The sequence below is a fragment of the Streptomyces lomondensis genome (assembly GCF_014651035.1).
GTDB classification, from domain to species: domain Bacteria; phylum Actinomycetota; class Actinomycetes; order Streptomycetales; family Streptomycetaceae; genus Streptomyces; species Streptomyces lomondensis.
The window spans coordinates 72093-90251 of the sequence record NZ_BMWC01000004.1; the positions used below are offsets into that span (position 1 = coordinate 72093).

Consider the following 18159-nt stretch of genomic DNA (forward strand, 5'->3'; position numbering starts at 1 on the left):
GAGCGGGTGCCGAAGCGCAGGAACACGTTCTCATCCTGGCGGCGGGGTCTCGCGCAGCGCGCCGTCCACGCCGGCTGGGCCTGGCTGCAACGGACGGGGTCCGTCACGGCCGAGCACCCCGGGCGCTACCGGTTCGGCGCGATGGGAACAGGTACCAGACTCGCCTTCCCGCTCGGCACGGTCTTCGGCGAACCCTGGATCCACCTCGGCTCCCACTGCATCATCGGCGAGCAGGTCACCCTCACCGCGGGCCTGATGCCCGACCTCGACCTCGGTCCGGACCCGATCCTGCGCCTCGGCGACGGCGTCGTCCTGGGCCGCGGCAGCCACCTCATCGCCGACACGACCGTCACCATCGGCAGCGACTGCTACTTCGGCCCGTACGTCTACGTCACGTCCACGAACCACTCCTACGACGACCCGCACGAGCCGATCGGCAAGCAGTGGCCGCGGATGGAGCCGGTCGAGATCGGGCCCGGCTGCTGGATCGGCACGGGGGCGGTGATCCTGCCGGGTGCCCGCGTCGGGCGGAACGTGGTGGTGGCCGCGGGCGCGGTGGTCCGGGGCACGGTGCCGGACCACGCCGTGGTGGCGGGCGCGCCGGCCCGTGTCGTCCGGCGCTGGACCCCCGCCGACGGCTGGCAGCCGCCCCTGCGCACCCCGCCGCCGGTGCCGATCCCGGAGGGCGTCACGCCCGAGCAGCTGCGCGCGCTGTCGGGCCTGGACGAGGAGACCGCGGCGCGACTCGCCGAGCTGGACGAGGAGGCGGCGGCCGGACTCGCCGAGCTGGAACCGGGGTCCTGACCGTCCGGGCTCAGCCCGACGCCAGCAACACCGTCCCGACCAGCGCCAGCCCCGCGCCGGCGGCCTGCACGGCCCGGAGCCGTTCGCGGAGGATGCCGCGCGCGGCCACGGCCGTCACCACCGGGTAGAGGGAGGCCAGGACGGCGGCGACGGTGACCGGGCCGTGCTGCGCGGCGATCGAGTACGTGCCGTTGGCGGCGACGTCCGCGAGGCCGACGAAGGCGAGCGCCGGCAGGGAGCGCCAGGGGAAGCCGTCCGCCGGAAGGGCGGGCATCCCGCGCCGCACCGACACGCACAGCGCCAGTCCGCCGGCGGCGACGTTCGTCACCCGCTGCACGAACAGGGCCAGGAACAGGCCGGTGAGCGTCGTCGACGCCTCGGCGATCAGGGCCATCACCGCACCGAAGCCGAACGCCGCGAGCAGGGTCAGGGCGATGGCCTGGCGTTGGACGGGCGCGCCCCGGAACTGCGGGCCGCCGGCGAGGCAGACACCGGCGACGGCGACCAGGATGCCGAGGAACTGGAGCACCCCGGGCCGCTCGCCCAGCATCAGGCCCACCCCGACCGGCACCGCCACGCCGATCGAGCCCAGCGGCGAGACCACGCCCATCGGCCCCAGCGCGAGCGCCTTGTAGAACGCGAGCATCGCCACCGGCCCCACGAGACCGGCGGCCACGGCGAACCACAGCTGCGGTCCCGCCTCGCTCCATCCGCCGGTCGCCACCACCAGCGCGCCGAGGACGACCACCGCGATCGACTGCGAGACCACGACCACCGTCAGCGCGGGCGTGCGCCGGGTCAGCAGTCCGCCCGCCGAAGTCGGCCAGTCCCCACAACAGGCTGGTGGCCAGGGCGAAGAGCGCTGTCATGGGACGGATGCCTCGCAGTACAGTTCAGTAAACGATCAGGTCAACCACACCATAGTGCATCCTGTTGCACTGTGTCATACAGAATATTGGACGGAACGTGTCGGACCTCGACCTGCTGACCCAGTCCCTGGCGCGCAGCGTCAAGCACTGGCGCGCGGTGCGCGGCTTCACCCTGGACGTGCTCGCCGCCCGGGCAGGCGTCAGCCGCGGCATGCTCATCCAGATCGAGCAGGCCCGCACCAACCCCAGCCTCGGCACCGTCGTCAAGATCGGCGACGCCCTCGGCGTCAGCATCACCACCCTGCTCGACTACGAACAGGGCCCGAACGTCCACATCGTTCCCGCCGACCAGGCCGTCCGGCTGTGGCACACCGACGCCGGCAGCTACAACCGGCTCCTCGCGGGCACGGAGGCGCCCGGACCGCTGGAGATGTGGGACTGGCGGCTCATGCCCGGCGAGAGCAGCCCGTCGGACCCGCACCCCGCCGGCACCACCGAGCTGCTCCACGTCACGGCGGGCGAGCTGACGCTCACCGTCGACGGGGTCGAGCACCGCGTCCCGGCGGGCGCCAGCGTCCACTTCGAGGCCAACGTCCCGCACACATACGGCAACACCGGCGAGGTGCCGATGGAGATGGTCATGGCCGTCTCGGTGCCGCCCGTGCCCTGAACCGCCCGCCCGGGGAGCCCTCGGAGTTGCTAGCGTGCGGTCATGCGCGCACCCATCGGACACTTCGACAACGCCCGTCCGGCCCCCGACTGCCTCGACGAACTCACCGGCCCGGTCGCCGACGCCGTACGCCACTGGGCGGGCAGCGTCCCCGTCGAGGAGATCGTCTACGTCGACACCGACCCGGAGTGGGCCGACACCGCCACCTTCGTCGAGCACTACGGCCGGGAGCTGCTGGAGCAGTCCGCGAACTGCGTGGTGGTCGCGGGCAGGCGCGGCGGCGAGACCACGCTCGCCGCGTGTGTCGTGCTGTCCACCACCCGGGTCGACGTGAACGGTGTCGTCCGCCGTCACCTCGGCGTCCGCAAGGCCTCGTTCGCCCCGATGGACACCGCGACCGGTGAGACCGGCATGGAGTACGGCGGCATCACCCCGCTCGGACTGCCCGGCGGCTGGCCCGTGCTGGTCGACGCGGCCGTCGCCGACCTGCCGTACGTCCTCGTAGGCAGCGGCCGCCGGCGCGGCAAGCTCCTGGTCCCGGGCAAGGCCTTCGCGGAACTGCCGGGCGCGGTGGTGCTGGAGGGGCTCGGAGTCGCCTGAGCTACGCCGCCGCGTGATGGGCCAGGGGCAGATGCGGGTCGGTCTCGCCGGGGGCCGGTTCCGGGTCGGCGTGGACCAGGGCGGCGGTCAGGCGGGGTACGGCGTGCAGCAGCGCGTGCTCGGCGTCGACGGCGATGCGGTGGGCCTCGCGCACCGTCACGGTGCCGTCCACCACGACCGCCACCTCGGCGCGCAGCCGGTGCCCGATCCAGCGCAGCCGCAGCTCACCCACCCCGCGCACCCCGGGAACCTCCGTCAGCGCGCGCTCGGCCCGGTCCACCAGGGCCGGGTCGACGGCGTCCAGCACCCGCCGGAACACCTCCCGGGCCGCGTCCCGCAGCACCAGGGCGATCGCCGCCGTGATCGCCAACCCGACGATCGGATCCGCCAGTTGCCAGCCCAGGGCCGAGCCTCCGGCGCCCAGCAGCACGGCCAGTGAGGTGAAACCGTCGGTGCGGGCGTGCAGCCCGTCGGCGACCAGCGCGGCGGAGCCGATCGCGCGGCCGACGCGGATGCGGTAGCGGGCCACCCACTCGTTGCCCGCGAATCCGACGACAGCGGCCACGGCGACCGCCGGGACGTGCTGGACCGGGCGCGGGTCGAGGAGGCGGTCGATCGCCGTCCACCCCGCGAAGGCCGCCGACGCGGCGATCGTCAGCACGATCACCAGGCCGGCCAGGTCCTCGGCCCGCCCGTAGCCGTAGGTGAAGCGGCGGGTGGCCGCGCGCCGGCCCAGCACGAAGGCGATGCCGAGGGGGACGGCGGTCAGCGCGTCCGCCGCGTTGTGCACCGTGTCCCCGAGCAGCGCCACCGAGCCGGAGAGGGCCACCACGACCGCCTGCGCCAGCGCCGTCACGCCGAGCACCGCGAGCGAGACCCAGAGCGCCCGCATCCCGCGGGCCGAGGACTCCAGGGCGGAGTCCACCTTGTCGGCCGTCTCATGGGAGTGCGGGGTGAGGAGGTGGCCCAGCCGGTGCCGCAGGCCGTGCCGGTGCTCATGGGAGTGCTCGTGCCGGTGGTCGCTCACGTGGATCTCCTTCCGGTGCGCGGGGGTGGACGTGCGCACGCCCACGGCGCCATTATGTGCGTATGAGCGCACGCATGCACCTGTCACCTGCGCACGATGCGCACCCGCGCAGCCCCGGCGAGGAGCAGTTCGCGCTCGCCGCCGAACTGCTCGCCCTGCTCGGCGACCGCACCCGGCTCACCCTGCTGCACGCCCTGACCAGGGGAGAGGCCGATGTCACGACCCTCACGGAGGCGTGCGGCGCGGCGCGGCCCGCTGTCAGCCAGCACCTGGCGCGGCTGCGCCTCGCGGGCCTGGTGAACACGCGCAAGGAGGGCCGCCGGGTGATCTACGCACTCCGCGACGGCCATCTGCGCCGGCTCGTGGACGAGGCGCTGAACGTGGCCGACCACCGGCTCAGCGACCGCCCCCCGCACGACTGAGTCAGTACCGCGCGGCCGTCCCGAGATACTGCTCGGCGAAGGCGGCGGCCGCCGCGGGCGAGGTGAACAGGCGGCGCAGCCGGGCCAGCGTGGTGCCCGCGCGGAACGGGTCGCCCGCCGCCGTGCCGTGGTACACCTCGGACAGCCACTGCGAGAACTCCTGGGAGTCCCACACCCGCCGCAGGCACGCCTCCCCATAGCCGGCCAGGCCGCTGTCGTCACCCGTGGTCAGGTGGGCCACCAGGGCGTCGCCCAGCAGGAAGGCGTCGTGCAGGGCGAGGTTCATGCCCTTGGCGGCGATGGGGGCGACGAGGTGGGCGGCGTCGCCGGCGAGGAAGAGCCGGCCGGACACCATCGGCTCGACCACGTAGTCGTGCATGTCCAGCACGCGCTTCTCGATCAGCCGGCCCTCCGTCAGCGGCGGCACCCCGGCCGCCCCGAGCCGCTCCTGGAGCTCCGCCCAGACCCGCTCGTACGGCCAGTTCTCCGGATCGTCGCCCGGCGGGCACTGGAGGTAGTAGCGGGTCACCTCCGGGCTGCGGGGCATCTGGCCGGCGAACCCGCGGGTGTGGCAGCCGAACAGCACGCAGTCCGCGGACGGCGGCGCCTCGGCGAGCAGCGCCAGCCAGCCGATGCCGTAGTCGTGCCGCGCGATCCGGACCCGCTCGGGCGGCAGCGAGGCCCGGGTCACTCCGCGCGCCCCGTCGCAGCCGGCGATGAAGTCGCAGTGCACGACCTGCCGTTCACCCGTGTCCGGGCAGAGGTACGACACCGACGGCCGGTCGGTGTCGATGTCGTGCACCGCCACGTCCCGGACCCCGAAGCGGATCCGGCCGCCGCGCACGTCGGCGTACTCCCGTACCAGATCCGTGACCAGCAACGGCTGCGGGTATACGAAGTGGTGACTTCCCGTCAGCTCGCCGTAGGGGAACCGGTACCGCTCCCCGTCGAAGCGGAACTCGCACGCGGTGTGCAGCTCCGCGCGGTCCAGCAGGTTCCGGGCGAGGCCGCGCTTCTCCAGGCCCCGCACGGCCCATTCCTCGATGACGCCGGCCCGGGGCCGCTGTTCGATGAACTCCCGGGTCTCGGTCTCCAGCACCAGGCAGTCCACGGACGCGGCCCGCAGGATGTTGCCGACGGTCAGCCCGGCGGGACCGGCGCCGACGACAACGACTGGGAAGCGTTGCGGGGCGCCGGAGTTCGCGGGCGGGGCGGCGAGGGTCATGGGCTCATTATGGAGGCGGGTCTCAGTGGGCGGGCACCTCCGTGACGGCCAGCTCCTCGATGCTCCGCTCGATCTCCTCGGCCCGTGACGCCGAGGCCCGCGCCCAGTAGTAGACCGCCAGCGAGAACACCGCGATGACCGCCATGTCCCACCACATCCCGATGTGCCCCTGGCCCCCGAACCCGCCCTGCCAGGAGATGACGCCCATGCCGACCAGGTACACGGGCAGCCACTGCGCGGCCCTCCAGTCGAGCCGGGGAGCGTCGGGCAGGCCCTTGCGGGTGGCGTACCAGGCGTAGCCGCCGAGCAGGACGTAACCGAGGACGATGGCCACGCCGAGCCGCCACAGGGTGTCCCAGGTGGACCAGTAGATGATGAGGTTGGCCACCACGAACGACAGCGGGGAGACGACCTTCCCGCCGGGCAGCCGGTAGGGGCGCCCGCGGTGCGGCAGCCGGTCCGCGAAGACGCCGTAGGCCAGCGGGGCGCCCGCGTACATCAGGACGCTCGCCGAGGTGATGAAGCTGACCAGCTGCTGCCAGCTCGGGAACGGCAGGAAGCAGACCACGCCGGTCACGAAGGAGACGATCAGCCCGAACCACGGCACGCCGCGCGCGTCGGTGCGGGTGAAGATCTTCGGCGCGTAGCCGTTGCGGGCCAGGCCGTAGGAGATGCGGGACGTGGCCGTCGTGTAGATCAGGCCGGTGCCGCCCGGGGAGATCACCGCGTCCAGGTACAGCACCACGCTCAGCCAGCCGAGTCCCAGCAGGGTGGCCAGCCCCGCCCAGGGGCCGCTGATGCCCGGGTAGTCGAGCTTCGTCCAGCCGTGCGCGAACGACGCCGGCGGCAGGGCGGCGATGAAGACGACCTGGAGCAGGAGGTAGACGACCGCGCCGATGGCGACCGAGCCGATCGTCGCGCGCGGCAGGTCCCGCGCCGGGTCGCGGCTTTCGCCCGCGAGCTGGATCGCCTGCTCGAAGCCCAGCAGGGCGAAGATGATGCCGCTGGAACTGACGGCGCTCAGCACGCCGTGGGCGCCGAACGGGGCGAAGCCGTGCTCGGTGAAGTTGCCCGGGTGGAAGTTGCCGGCCGCGATGATGAAGATCGCGGCCAGCGGGACGGCCACCTTCCACCAGGTGGCGGCGCTGTTGGTGTGCGCCAGGAGCCGCACGCCGAGGAAGTTGATCACGACGAACACGGCCATGAGGACCACGGCGACGACGAACCCACTGGCCGTCAGCGTCCCGTCCTTGGCGTGCTGGAAACCCTGCGCCCAGTGCCAGTGCCCCGCGTAGCCGATCATGGCCTCGACCTCGATCGGTGCCACCGTCGCCGCCTGGAGCCAGGAGAACCAGCCGAAGGACATGCCGGCCAGTCCGCCGAACGCGTAGTGCGGATAGCGCGCCGTGCCGCCCGCGACCGGGAACATGCCGCCCAGTTCCGCGTGCACCAGGGCCAGCAGCACGATCGCCACCGCGCCGATGAGCCATGACAGGATCGCCGCGGGACCGGCCGCCACGACCGCCTTCTCGGCGCCGTACAGCCAACCGGATCCGATGATGGACCCGACCGAGGCCCACATGAGCCCGATCAGTCCGACGTCCCGGCGCAGCCCGTCTCTTTCCATGAACCGAGGGGCCTCTCATCAGTGAACTCGGGGAGTCCGGCGAGCAAGAGGCCTCAGGTTAGGAATCGGTCGGGCGGCGGCAGAAGACGAGTTGTGCAGCCTTGACCGGGCGCGGGGTTTTCCTGGGAATCGCTTCAGGAATTCTGTACGCGGCCCTGGGGAAGTCGTGGGATCTCGATGGCCGGGCAGCGGTCCATCACCATCTCCAGGCCCGCCGCGCGGGTCCGGTCGTACGCCGCCTCGTCGACGACGCCGAGCTGGAACCACACGCCCTTCGCTCCCTTCGCGACCGCCTCGTCCGCGACGGCCCCGGCGAGGTCGCTGTTCACGAACACGTCCACGACGTCCACGTCGAAGGGGATGTCCGCCAGGCTCGCGTACCCCTGCTCGCCGTGCACCGTCTCCGCCTTGGGGTGCACGGGAACGACCCGCTTGCCGAAGCGCTGGAGCACGGCGGCGACGCCGTAGGCCGCGCGCCGCTGGTTCGACGACAGGCCCACCACGGCCCAGGTGTCGCCGAGCTCGGTGAGGATCCTGCGGACCGTTGCCTCGTCGCCGTACACCGGCGGCCTCCTCGAAAGTCGCGGAAGAGCTGCTGCCGCGACAACGACGCAGGACGCGCGGTGATTCCCCGAGGCCCTCCGTGATAGCTTGCCGAGGCCAGTCGAACCCATGTACGTGGGTCAGGGAATCCGGTGCGAATCCGGAACTGACGCGCAGCGGTGAGGGGGACGGGCGGGGCCTCGGCCACTGGACGACTCGAATGGCGTCCGGGAAGGCGCCTCGCACCGGACGAACCCGAGTCCGAAGACCTGCTGGCGGCCCCCGCGGCCGGCGCGCGGCGGGGGAGCACCGTACGACCGGGCCCCGCGACCGGGCCCTCGACGACTGAGGACTGGTTCCCCGTGCCCCTCGCCCCACCTGCCCGTGCCGCCGTCCTGCTCGCGGCCGGCTCCCTGCTCCTGACCGGCTGCGGCGACGCGAAGGCCGGCCCCGCGAAGGCCGCCGTCACCCTGGACAACTGCGGCCACGAGGTGCGCGTCCCGGCCGTGCCCGAGCACGCCGTCTCCCTCAACCAGGGCACCACCGAGATCCTGCTCTCCCTCGGCCTCGCCGACCGCCTCGCGGGCACGGCCACCTGGACGGACCCCGTGCTGAAGGGGCTGGAGAAGGCCAACGCCCGGGTGCCGCGCCTGGCCGACGACAACCCCTCCTTCGAACGGGTCCTGGACGCGGACCCCGACTTCGTCGCCGCGTCCTTCGTCTCCACCCTCGGCAAGGGCGGCGTCGCCACCCGCGAGCAGTTCGAGAAACTGGGCGTGCCCACGTACGTCTCCCCGTCCGACTGCGCCGGCAAGGACAACTCGGGGAACGGCGACGGCGCGCGCGACAAGGCGCTCGGCATCGACACCGTCTACGGCGAAGTACGGGACCTGGCCACCGTCTTCGGAGTGCCGGAACGCGGCGACGAGCTGGTGGCCTCCCTCCAGCGGCGCATGCGGAAGGCCACCTCGGACATCGACGCCTCCGACGTCACCCTCCTGTACTGGTTCGCCAACTCCGAGTCGCCCTACCTGGCGGGCTGTTGCGGAGCGCCCGGCATCATCACCCGGGCACTCGGCGCGAAGAACGTCTTCGACGACACGCACGAGGAGTGGCCGCAGGTCAACTGGGAGACGGTCGCCGACCGCGACCCCGAGGTCCTCGTCATCGGCGATCTGACCCGGAAGTCACAGACCGCCGAGTCGGCCGCGAAGAAGATCGCCTTCCTGGAGTCCAACCCGGTCACCAGGAACATGGAAGCGGTCCGGCACAAGCGGTACGTGCTGCTCAGCGGACAGGCCATGAACCCGACCATCCGCACGGTCGAGGGCGTGGAACGGGTCGCCGCCGGGCTGCGCCGGTTCGGGCTGGCCGAGTGAGCGTCCGGGACCTGCCGGAGGTCGCGGGCCCGGCGGCCGGGGCCCGGCCCCGGCGCGGCGCCGGGCTCGCTCTGGGCGCGGCCGGGGCCGTCGCGCTCGTCGCCTCCCTCGCCGTGGCCATCACCATCGGTCCCGCCGACATCCGCGTCGGCGACGTGTGGTCGGTCGTGGCCGCCCACCTCGGTCTCGGCAGCTCGGACCTGACGCCGATCCGGGACGGGATCGTCTGGCAGCTGCGGCTGCCGCGCACCCTGCTCGCGGCCGTGTGCGGAGCCGGGCTCGCGGTGTGCGGGGCCGTGCTGCAGTCCCTGCTGCGCAACCCGCTCGCCGATCCGTTCGTGCTCGGGGTGTCCTCGGGCGCCTCCACCGGCGCGGTGCTCGTGGTCGTCCTCGGCGTGGGCGGCGGTGCCGTCTCGGTGTCCGCCGGTGCGTTCGCCGGCGCCCTGGTGTCCTTCGCGCTGGTGCTGCTGCTCAGCCACACCCTCGGCGGCACCACCGACCTGGTCGTCCTGGCGGGCGTCGCCGCCATGCAGCTCTTCTCCGCGCTCACCTCCTTCGTCGTGATGACGGCCGCCGACGCCGAGACGACCCGGGGCGTACTGTTCTGGCTGCTCGGCTCGCTCGGCGGCGCGGGCTGGACCGACGTGTGGCTCTGCCTGGCCGCCCTGGCGGTGGCGCTCGTGGTGTGCCTGTCGTACGGCCGTACCCTCGACGCCTTCGCCTTCGGGCAGGACGCGGCGGCCGCGCTCGGCGTGTCCGTGGCCCGGACCCGTCTGGTGCTGCTGTGCGTCACGGCCCTGCTCACGGCCGCGCTGGTCAGCTCGGCCGGGGCGATCGGCTTCGTCGGACTGGTCCTGCCGCACGCCACCCGGGCCCTGACCGGCCCCGGCCACGTCCGGCTGCTGCCGGTCACGGCCCTCGCCGGCGCGGTCTTCCTGGTGTGGGTCGACACCCTCGCCCGGACCGTCCTGGACCCGCAGGAGGTGCCGGTGGGCGTCGTGACGTCGCTGATCGGGGTGCCGGCGTTCGTGGCGGTGCTGTACCGGACGCGGAGGGCGCGGTGACCGACGCTTCTCTTGTGAGGACCGGGCTCCGCGCCGACCGGGTGAGCCGGCGGACCGACGGGCGCCTCATCCTCGACGGCGTCGTCCTCGCCCCGGAGACCGGCTCCACCGTCGGCGTCCTCGGCCCCAACGGCTCCGGCAAGTCCACGCTGCTGCGGCTCCTGGCCGGGCTGCTCACGCCGACGGCCGGAGTCGTCACCCTCGACGGCACGCCGCTGGGCGACCTGCCCCGCCGTACGGTCGCCCGCCGCCTCGCCGTCGTCGAGCAACAGTCCGACACGCAGGTCGAGTTGACCGTCGCGGACGTCGTACGGCTGGGCCGTGTGCCGCACCGCCGTGCCTGGAACCCCGCCTCGGCGGACGACGAGCGGGCGGTGCGTGCAGCCCTGGAGCGCACCGGCCTCGCCGACCGGGCCGGCCGGCGCTGGCACACCCTCTCGGGCGGCGAACGCCAGCGGGTGCAGATCGCCCGCGCGCTCGCGCAGGAACCCCGCGAACTCCTCCTGGACGAGCCGACCAACCACCTCGACATCCACCACCAGCTCGACCTGCTCGCCCTGGTCACGGAGCTGCCCGTCACCGCCGTCGTCGCCCTGCACGACCTCAACCTCGCGGCGATGTACTGCGACCAGGTCGTCGTGCTGAGCGGGGGGCGGGTCGTGGCGGCCGGTGCTCCGGGTGAGGTCCTCACGGAAGGGCTCATCGCGGAGGTGTACGGGGTGCGGGCCGCCGTCAGCCGCGAAGGGTCTGAGGGGCGGCCCCATGTGCGGTTCCTGGGGACGCTGGGGTGAGGGCTGGATGCCATGGGTGTCTGCACGCCATTGGTGGGGTGATTTCGCCACAGTGACCGAAAATGGCCGAACAGGCCTGCGCGGGCCCGCCCACCCGCCTACGCTCGCCTCGTGCTGCGCATCATCGACGCCCGTACCGGCGAGCCGGTCGACGCCGCCCCCGCCCGCCGGGGCCTGACCCGTGTCGAGGTGCACGCGCCCGGCTCCGACACGACGAACCTGCGGGTGCTGCTCGTCGCGGACCTCCTCGTCCGGGCCCTGGAGCTCGGCGGCACCCCCGTGTGGGCCACGCTGACCGGCGGACGCCGGCAGGCGGAGCTGCGAGCGGGCGCCGCGCTGCTCGGCATCCGCCCCTTCGAGGACAGCCCCGACGTCGGCGCGGGACTGGGCGAGGCCCAGGTCGTCCATGTCGCGGCCGAGGGCGGGTCGGCATCGGAGGGAGTGCGGATCGCTGTGGCGCCTGTGCAGCGGGGGGATGCGGGCGCGTCGGTCGGTGGGGCGGGGGGAACGGGTGCCTCGGCCGGTGAGCCGGGGGAGTCGGACCCGCCGCACGGTCGGTCGGCGGAATCGGGCGCGTGGATCGGTGGGTCGGCGGGATCGGACCCGCCGCACGTGCGGTCGACGGAATGGGGCCTGCTGCCCCACGCCCAGCCGGCGGAATCGGACCCGCCGGAGCACACCGACCCCGCCGTTCTGCGTCTCGCACTCCTCTCCCGGCACCACAGCGCTCCCGTCCACCTGGAGGCGGCCGGGCTCGACGACGCCGGTGTCACCCTCGCCCGGTGGCGGGGCGCCGTCGCCCGCTGGGCGCGGCGGCCTTCGCGGCCGGTGCCCGACGACGTGCGCGGGCGGTTGCGTGCGGCCTGGGAGGACGACTTGGACGTGCCCGGGGTGCTGGACGTCCTGCGCCACGTCGAGACCGACCCGGACCTGCCGGACGGCGCCCGGTTCGAGACGTACGCCTACGCCGACCGGCTCCTCGGCCTCGACCTCACCCGCGACCTGGGAACACCGTCATGATCGAGCGTGCCGGAGCGGGCCCGCTGCGCCGACTGGTCGTGCTGCGGCACGCCAAGTCCGCCTGGCCCGTGGACGTCGCCGACCACGAGCGCCCGCTCGCCCCGCGCGGCCGCCGGGACGCCCCCGCGGCCGGCCGGGCCCTGGCCGAGGCCGACTGCCTGCCGGACCTCGCGCTGTGCTCCACCGCCGTACGCGCCCGCCGGACCTGGGACCTGGCCGCCGCCCAGTGGGGCACGCCCCCGCCGGTCCGCTACGACCGGCGCCTGTACGCCGCCGGCGCCCCCGGCCTCCTGGCCGTCGTGCACGAGGTGCCCGCCGAGGTGGAGACGCTGCTGCTGATCGGGCACAACCCCGGCCTGGAGGAACTGGTCCTGGCGCTCGCCGGCGACGGCCTCGACGACAGTCTGGAGCGGGTCCGCACGAAGTTCCCCACCTCGGCGATCGCCGTCCTGTCCTGGCGCGGCACCACCTGGCGGGCCCTGACTCCCGGCACCGCGCTGCTCACGTCCGTGACCGTGCCCCGGGGCGCGAAGAAGTAGCCCCGGGCCCGCGCATAGGCTGGCCGGATGCAGGACGAATACCGCACGGTCGCCCGCGCCGGCGTGCACGAGACCGAGGTCAACCGCTCCCGCTTCCGGTGCGCCCTCGCCCCGGCGGCCACCGAGCAGGAGGCCCAGGCGTTCATCGCCACGGTCCGCAAGGAGCACGCCGACGCCACCCACAACTGCTGGGCCTACGTCATCGGCGCCGACGCCTCCGTCCAGAAGGCGAGCGACGACGGCGAACCCGGCGGCACCGCAGGCGTCCCCATGCTCCAGATGCTGCTGCGCCGCGACATGCGGTACGTCGTCGCCGTCGTCACCCGCTACTACGGCGGGGTCAAGCTCGGCGCGGGCGGGCTCATCCGGGCGTACGGCGGGGCGGTCGGCGAGGCCCTGGACACCCTGGGCACGCGCACCCGCCGCAGGTTCCGGCTGGCCACGGTCACCGTCGACCACCAGCGGGCCGGCAAGCTGGAGAACGACCTGCGCACCACTGGACGCGAGGTGCGGGACGTGCGCTACGGGGAGGCCGTCACGATCGAGATCGCCCTGCCGGACGCCGACGTGGACGCCGTCCGCGCCTGGCTCGCGGACGTGACCTCCGGCACGGTCCGCTTCGAACTGGGCGGGGAGGCGTACGGCGACGCCTGACGGTCCGGGCGAAGCATGCATAACGGGCGGGGCTGGGGCGAGTGATGACGGTCGATACGGGAGTAACCACCCGTGATGTCAGGCCCGGCGGTTAGTCTCGGGGGATCATGAGACTGCTGCACACTTCCGACTGGCACCTCGGCCGGGCGTTCCACCGGGTGAACATGCTCGGCGCGCAGGCCGAGTTCATCGGCCACCTCGTCACGACCGTGCGGGAGCGGGCCGTGGACGCGGTGGTCGTGTCGGGGGACGTGTACGACCGGGCCGTGCCGCCGCTCGCCGCGGTCGAGCTGTTCGACGACGCCCTGCACCGCCTCGCCGACCTCGGCGTGCCGACGGTGATGATCTCCGGGAACCACGACTCGGCCCGCCGGCTGGGCGTCGGCGCCGGCCTGATCGGGCGGGCCGGCATCCATCTGCGGACCGAGCCGTCGGCGGCCGGTACCCCGGTGGTGCTCGCCGACGCGCACGGTGACGTCGCCTTCTACGGACTGCCGTATCTCGAACCGGCCCTGGTGAAGGACGAGTTCGGCGTGGAGAAGGCCGGGCACGAGGCGGTGCTCGCCGCCGCCATGGACCGGGTCCGCGCCGACCTCGCCGGCCGCGCGCCCGGCACCCGCTCCGTCGTCCTCGCGCACGCCTTCGTCACCGGCGGCGAACCCAGTGACAGCGAACGGGACATCACCGTCGGTGGCGTGGCCGCGGTGCCCGCCGGCGTGTTCGACGGCGTCGACTACGTGGCGCTCGGGCATCTGCACGGCTGCCAGACCCTCACCGACCGCGTCCGCTACTCCGGCTCCCCGCTGCCCTACTCCTTCTCCGAGGCCGCCCACCGCAAGAGCATGTGGCTGGTCGACCTGGCCGCCGACGGCTCGATCGACGCCGAGCGCGTCGACTGCCCGGTGCCGCGCCCCCTGGCCCGGATCCGGGGCACGCTGGAGGACCTGCTCGCCGACCCGCAGCTGGCGCGGCACGAGGAGGCGTGGGTCGAGGCGACGCTCACCGACCCGGTCCGCCCGGCCGACCCGATGGCCCGGCTCACCGAGCGCTTCCCGCACACGCTCAGCCTCGTCTTCGACCCCGACCGGGACCAGGAGGAGACGGAGGTGTCGTACGCCCGCCGCCTCGCCGGACGCAGCGACCAGCAGATCGCGGAGGACTTCGTCGCCCATGTGCGCGGCGCCGGGCCCGACGCGCACGAACAGGGCGTACTGCGGGACGCGTTCGACGCGGTGCGGGCCGACGAGACGGTGCGGGAGGTGGCCCGGTGAGGCTCCACCGGCTCACGGTCACCGCCTTCGGGCCCTTCGGGGACACCCAGACCGTCGACTTCGACGAGCTGTCGGCCGCCGGGCTGTTCCTGCTGCACGGCCCGACCGGCGCGGGCAAGACCTCCGTCCTCGACGCCGTGTGCTACGCGCTGTACGGCTCGGTGCCGGGCGCCCGGCAGAGCGGCGGACAGGGCACGACCCTGCGCAGCGACCACGCCGCCCCCGCGACCCGCACCGAGGTCACCCTCGACCTCACCGTCGCCGGACGCCGGCTGGAGATCACCCGGCAGCCCCCCTGGGAGCGCCCCAAGAAGCGCGGAACCGGCACGACCCTGGACAAGGCGCAGACCTGGCTCCGCGAGCACGACGCGGCGGCCGGGGCCTGGAAGGACCTCAGCCGCTCCCACCAGGAGATCGGCGAGGAGATCACCCAGCTGCTCGGCATGAGCCGGGAGCAGTTCTGCCAGGTCGTGCTGCTGCCGCAGGGCGACTTCGCCCGGTTCCTGCGCGCCGACGCCGAGGCCCGCGGCAAGCTGCTCGGCCGCCTGTTCGACACCCGCCGCTTCGCCGACGTCGAGAAGCGCCTCGCCGAGCGCCGCCGCGCCACCGAGGCCGCAGTGCGGGACGGCGACGCCGAGCTGCTGGCCGACGCCCACCGCATGCAGCAGGCCGCGGGCGACGCCATGGAGCTGCCGGACCTCGCCCCGGGCGAACCGGGACTCGCCGAAACCGTGCTGGGCGCCGCCGCCGTCGCCCGCAGCACCGCCCGGGAACAGCTCACCGTCGCCGCGTGCACGCTCGCCGCCGCCGAGTCCGCGCAGGCCACCGCCGCCCGCGCCCTGGACGAGGCACGCGAACTCGCCCGGCTCCAGCACCGGTTCACTCAGGCCCGGGAACGGGCGGCGCGCCTGGAGGCGGGAGCCGAGGCGTACCGGGAGGCGCAGGCGCTCATGGAGCGGGCCCGCAAGGCCGAGGCAGTCGCGCCCGCCCTGGACCTGCGCGAGTCCGCCGACGCCGAACACCGGCGCACGGCCGCGGGCGAGGCACGCGCGCGTGCCCTGCTGCCCGAAAGCTTCGCCGACGCGGGCCCGGCCGGACTGGCCGCCGCCGCCCGCCGCGCCACCGAGGAACTGGGCGGGCTGGACTCGGCCCGCCGCGCCGAACGGCGCCTGGCCGAACTCCTCGACGAGCGCGTCGGCCTGGACCGCCAGGAGCGCGCCGACGCGGACGTCCTGCACGAGGCGCAGGCCTGGCTCGACGGCTGGGAGGAGACGCGCACCGCGCTCCAGGCCCGGGTCGACTCCGCCCAGCAGGCCGCCTCCCTCGCCGAACAGCTCGCCGTACAACGCGAGCCCGCGCGGCAGCGGCTGCGGGCGGCCCGGCTGCGCGACCAGCTCGCCGAGGACACGGACGAGGCCGTCGACCGGGTCCGCACGGCGCAGGACCAGGCACTGCGGGCCAAGCAGCACTGGCTCGACCTCAAGGAACAGCGCCTGACCGGCATCGCCGCCGAACTGGCGGCGCACCTCACCGACGGCGAGCCCTGCGCCGTCTGCGGTGCCACCGAGCATCCGGCCCCCGCCCGCAAGGTCGCCGGGCACGTCGACCGCGAGGCGGAGGAACAGGCCCTCGCCGCCTACCAGCGGGCCGACGAGGAGCGCGCCGAGCACGAGCGGCGCCTCGGCGTCGTACGGGAGGCGCTGGCCGCCGCCACCGCCGAGGCCGGGGACACCCCCACCGACCGGCTCGCCGTCGAGGCCGAGGAGCTGGAGGAGCGGTACGCGCACGCCCGCGGGGCCGGCGCCGAGCTGCACTCCGCGCAGGAGCGGCTGCGGCAGGCCGGGCACGAGCACGAACAGCGCGTCGCCGCCCGGCAGGAGGCCGCCGTGCGGACCGCCGCCCGGGTCGGCCACCGGGAACGGCTGGACCGCGAACGGGCCGTCCTGGAAGAGGAGCTGGACCGGGCGCGGGGCGCCCTGGACAGCGTCGCCGCGCGGGCCGCGCAGCTCCAGCGGCAGGCCGCGCTGCTCACCGACGCCGCCGACGCCGCCCGCGCCGCCGAGGACGCGGCGCAGCGGCTCAAGGACGCCGACGCCCGCCTCGCCGACGCCGCCTTCCGCGCCGGCTTCGACACCCCGCAGGCCGCGGCCGCCGCCCTCCTCGACGACGCCGCCCACCGCGAGCTGCAACGCCGGCTGGACGCCTGGCAGAGCGAGGAGGCCGCCGTACGCGCCGTCCTCGCCGAGGCCGACACCGCGACCGCCGCCCGGCAGCGGCCCGCCGACGTCGCCTCGGCGCAGCGGGCCGCCGACGACGCGGCCCGCCGCCTGCGCGACGCCGCCTCCGCCCACGACGCCGCCGGCCGGCGCTGCGCCGAACTCGACCGGCTGTCCGCCTGCGCGACCGCCGCCGTGCGCCGGCTGGCGCCGCTGCGCGAGGAGTACGACCGGGTCGCCCGCCTGGCCGGGCTCACCGCCGGCACCTCGGCGGACAACGAACGCCGGATGCGCCTGGAGTCGTACGTACTGGCCGCCCGGCTGGAACAGGTCGCCGCCGCCGCGACCGTACGGCTGCGGCGCATGTCGTCCGGCCGCTACACCCTCGTCCACTCCGACGACCGCACCGGACGCGGCCGCAGCGGCCTCGGCCTGCACGTCGTAGACGCCTGGACGGGCCGCGAGCGGGACACGGCGACGCTGTCGGGCGGCGAGACGTTCTTCGCCTCCCTCGCCCTCGCCCTCGGCCTCGCGGACGTCGTCACGGACGAGGCGGGCGGGGTGCGGCTGGACACCCTCTTCATCGACGAGGGCTTCGGCAGCCTCGACGACCAGACCCTCGACGAGGTCCTCGACGTCCTCGACTCCCTGCGCGAACGGGACCGCAGCGTCGGCATCGTCAGCCACGTGCCCGACCTGCGGCGGCGGATCCACGCCCAGCTGGAGGTCGTCAAGGGCAGGTCGGGGTCGGCGCTGCGGCAGCGGGGCACCGGCTGACGGCCTGAACCCCCGATTTTTTGCCGCGAGTTGACCCTGTAGGTTCTTGCGCCATGGTGCGATACGCGGAGCCGGGCGTCGTGGAGTGGGTGGAGTCGGGCGGTGGGCCGCTGATAGCGGTACCCGAGACCGTCCTGCCGTTCTGGGCGGGCGCCGACGGCGAGGAGACGGCGTCGGACTACGACCGGGCCTGCGAGGTGGACGGACACGTCGGACTCCTCCCGGTCGGCGACTGCACGGCGCTGGTTCTGGGTGACGAGCCTGCCTCGACGGCCTATCTGCCCGACCGTGCGATGTTCGTCCGGTGGTGCGCGGGCAACTCCGAGGACGAGTTGCTGGCGAGCGTGCCACTGGCTGTCGACACGGCGGAGTGGGAGCCGGAGGTTCACTGGGAGGTGCCCGGATCCGTGCTTCTCTTTGACGCGGCGTGGCCCGGGTCGGGCCCTTCGGGGAGCGAGGGTGTCCGGGTGGTCCTGGAGCCCGGGCGCTACGAGGTGCGGGCGGCTCGGGTTCAGCCGGGGCCTGAGACCTGGCTGGGTCTGGTGCAGCTTCGGCTGCTGGCGCCCAGATGACCTTGGGCCGACGGCTGTTCGGCCTGTGCGGGCTTTTTGTGGCTGGTCGCGCAGTTCCCCGCGCCCCTGAAGGGCGATATTCGCGTGCG

General features: G+C 74.2%; 17 protein-coding genes, 1 pseudogene and 1 riboswitch. Of the genes and pseudogenes, 13 read left to right on the forward strand and 5 right to left on the reverse strand.

All coding sequences use genetic code 11. The features are described from left to right. Positions 1-6: 6 nt before the first annotated feature. On the forward strand, positions 7-804 hold the full coding sequence (locus IE255_RS15450; protein WP_190050835.1) for an acyltransferase: 798 nt from the start codon (positions 7-9) through the stop codon (positions 802-804). 10 nt (positions 805-814) lie between these two features. Here IE255_RS15450 and IE255_RS15455 read toward each other — a convergent pair. Further along, positions 815-1673: pseudogene (locus IE255_RS15455) on the reverse strand (EamA family transporter). Between the two features lie 97 nt (positions 1674-1770). Between IE255_RS15455 and IE255_RS15460 the strand changes: the two are divergent. Together IE255_RS15460 and IE255_RS15465 are read left to right on the forward strand one after the other, a co-directional pair. Beyond that, positions 1771-2343, forward strand: coding sequence for a helix-turn-helix domain-containing protein (locus IE255_RS15460; RefSeq protein WP_190050836.1), 573 nt, complete (start codon positions 1771-1773; stop codon positions 2341-2343). Positions 2344-2385: 42 nt separating this feature from the next. Beyond that, positions 2386-2943, forward strand: coding sequence for a YbaK/EbsC family protein (locus IE255_RS15465; RefSeq protein ID WP_190050837.1), 558 nt, complete (start codon positions 2386-2388; stop codon positions 2941-2943). Between the two features lies 1 nt (position 2944). On the opposite strand, the gene IE255_RS15470 is transcribed toward IE255_RS15465, so the two are convergent. Beyond that, complete coding sequence (locus IE255_RS15470; protein WP_372487555.1) at positions 2945-4009, reverse strand: cation diffusion facilitator family transporter; 1065 nt, start codon at positions 4007-4009, stop codon at positions 2945-2947. Between the two features lie 23 nt (positions 4010-4032). On the opposite strand from IE255_RS15470, the gene IE255_RS15475 reads away from it, so the two are divergent. Then, the gene (locus IE255_RS15475) at positions 4033-4392 is read left to right on the forward strand and encodes an ArsR/SmtB family transcription factor (RefSeq protein ID WP_190050838.1); all 360 of its coding nucleotides are present in this window, start codon (positions 4033-4035) and stop codon (positions 4390-4392) included. A 1-nt stretch (position 4393) separates the two neighbouring features. Here the strand turns inward: IE255_RS15475 and IE255_RS15480 are convergent, their stop codons facing one another. The 3 genes from IE255_RS15480 to IE255_RS15490 all read right to left on the reverse strand — a co-directional run bounded on the left by IE255_RS15480 (position 4394) and on the right by IE255_RS15490 (position 7807). After that, a complete protein-coding gene (locus IE255_RS15480) occupies positions 4394-5617 on the reverse strand; it encodes a 4-hydroxybenzoate 3-monooxygenase (RefSeq protein ID WP_190050839.1) in 1224 nt (407 codons plus the stop codon). A gap of 22 nt (positions 5618-5639) precedes the next feature. Next, positions 5640-7244: an APC family permease gene (locus IE255_RS15485; RefSeq protein ID WP_190050840.1), complete on the reverse strand. Its 1605-nt coding sequence runs from the start codon at positions 7242-7244 to the stop codon at positions 5640-5642. Between the two features lie 134 nt (positions 7245-7378). Then, entirely contained in the window at positions 7379-7807 is a 429-nt protein-coding gene (locus IE255_RS15490; protein ID WP_190050841.1) for a CoA-binding protein, read from the reverse strand. An 81-nt stretch (positions 7808-7888) separates the two neighbouring features. Then, a riboswitch (cobalamin riboswitch) is annotated at positions 7889-8078 on the forward strand. 71 nt (positions 8079-8149) lie between these two features. On the opposite strand from IE255_RS15490, the gene IE255_RS15495 reads away from it, so the two are divergent. The 9 genes from IE255_RS15495 (at position 8150) to IE255_RS15540 (ending at position 18070) form a co-directional block, all read left to right on the forward strand. Further along, entirely contained in the window at positions 8150-9166 is a 1017-nt protein-coding gene (locus tag IE255_RS15495; RefSeq protein WP_190050842.1) for an ABC transporter substrate-binding protein, read from the forward strand. After that, a complete protein-coding gene (locus IE255_RS15500; protein WP_372487548.1) occupies positions 9163-10230 on the forward strand; it encodes a FecCD family ABC transporter permease in 1068 nt (355 codons plus the stop codon). Before IE255_RS15495 ends, IE255_RS15500 begins: the two co-directional genes overlap by 4 nt. A 14-nt stretch (positions 10231-10244) precedes the next feature. Further along, a complete protein-coding gene (locus IE255_RS15505; protein ID WP_229906425.1) occupies positions 10245-11021 on the forward strand; it encodes an ABC transporter ATP-binding protein in 777 nt (258 codons plus the stop codon). Positions 11022-11132: 111 nt separating this feature from the next. Continuing rightward, a complete protein-coding gene (locus tag IE255_RS39190; RefSeq protein ID WP_229906426.1) occupies positions 11133-12041 on the forward strand; it encodes a hypothetical protein in 909 nt (302 codons plus the stop codon). Beyond that, a complete protein-coding gene (locus IE255_RS15520; RefSeq protein WP_190050844.1) occupies positions 12038-12580 on the forward strand; it encodes a SixA phosphatase family protein in 543 nt (180 codons plus the stop codon). The genes IE255_RS39190 and IE255_RS15520 overlap by 4 nt, the downstream gene beginning before the upstream one ends. A gap of 27 nt (positions 12581-12607) precedes the next feature. Next, a complete protein-coding gene (locus tag IE255_RS15525; RefSeq protein WP_190050845.1) occupies positions 12608-13234 on the forward strand; it encodes a YigZ family protein in 627 nt (208 codons plus the stop codon). A gap of 107 nt (positions 13235-13341) precedes the next feature. Next, the gene (locus tag IE255_RS15530; protein ID WP_190050846.1) at positions 13342-14505 is read left to right on the forward strand and encodes an exonuclease SbcCD subunit D; all 1164 of its coding nucleotides are present in this window, start codon (positions 13342-13344) and stop codon (positions 14503-14505) included. Beyond that, entirely contained in the window at positions 14502-17498 is a 2997-nt protein-coding gene (locus IE255_RS15535) for an AAA family ATPase (protein ID WP_190050847.1), read from the forward strand. Before IE255_RS15530 ends, IE255_RS15535 begins: the two co-directional genes overlap by 4 nt. A gap of 53 nt (positions 17499-17551) precedes the next feature. Next, on the forward strand, positions 17552-18070 hold the full coding sequence (locus IE255_RS15540; RefSeq protein ID WP_190050848.1) for an immunity 21 family protein: 519 nt from the start codon (positions 17552-17554) through the stop codon (positions 18068-18070). Positions 18071-18159 lie beyond the last annotated feature (89 nt).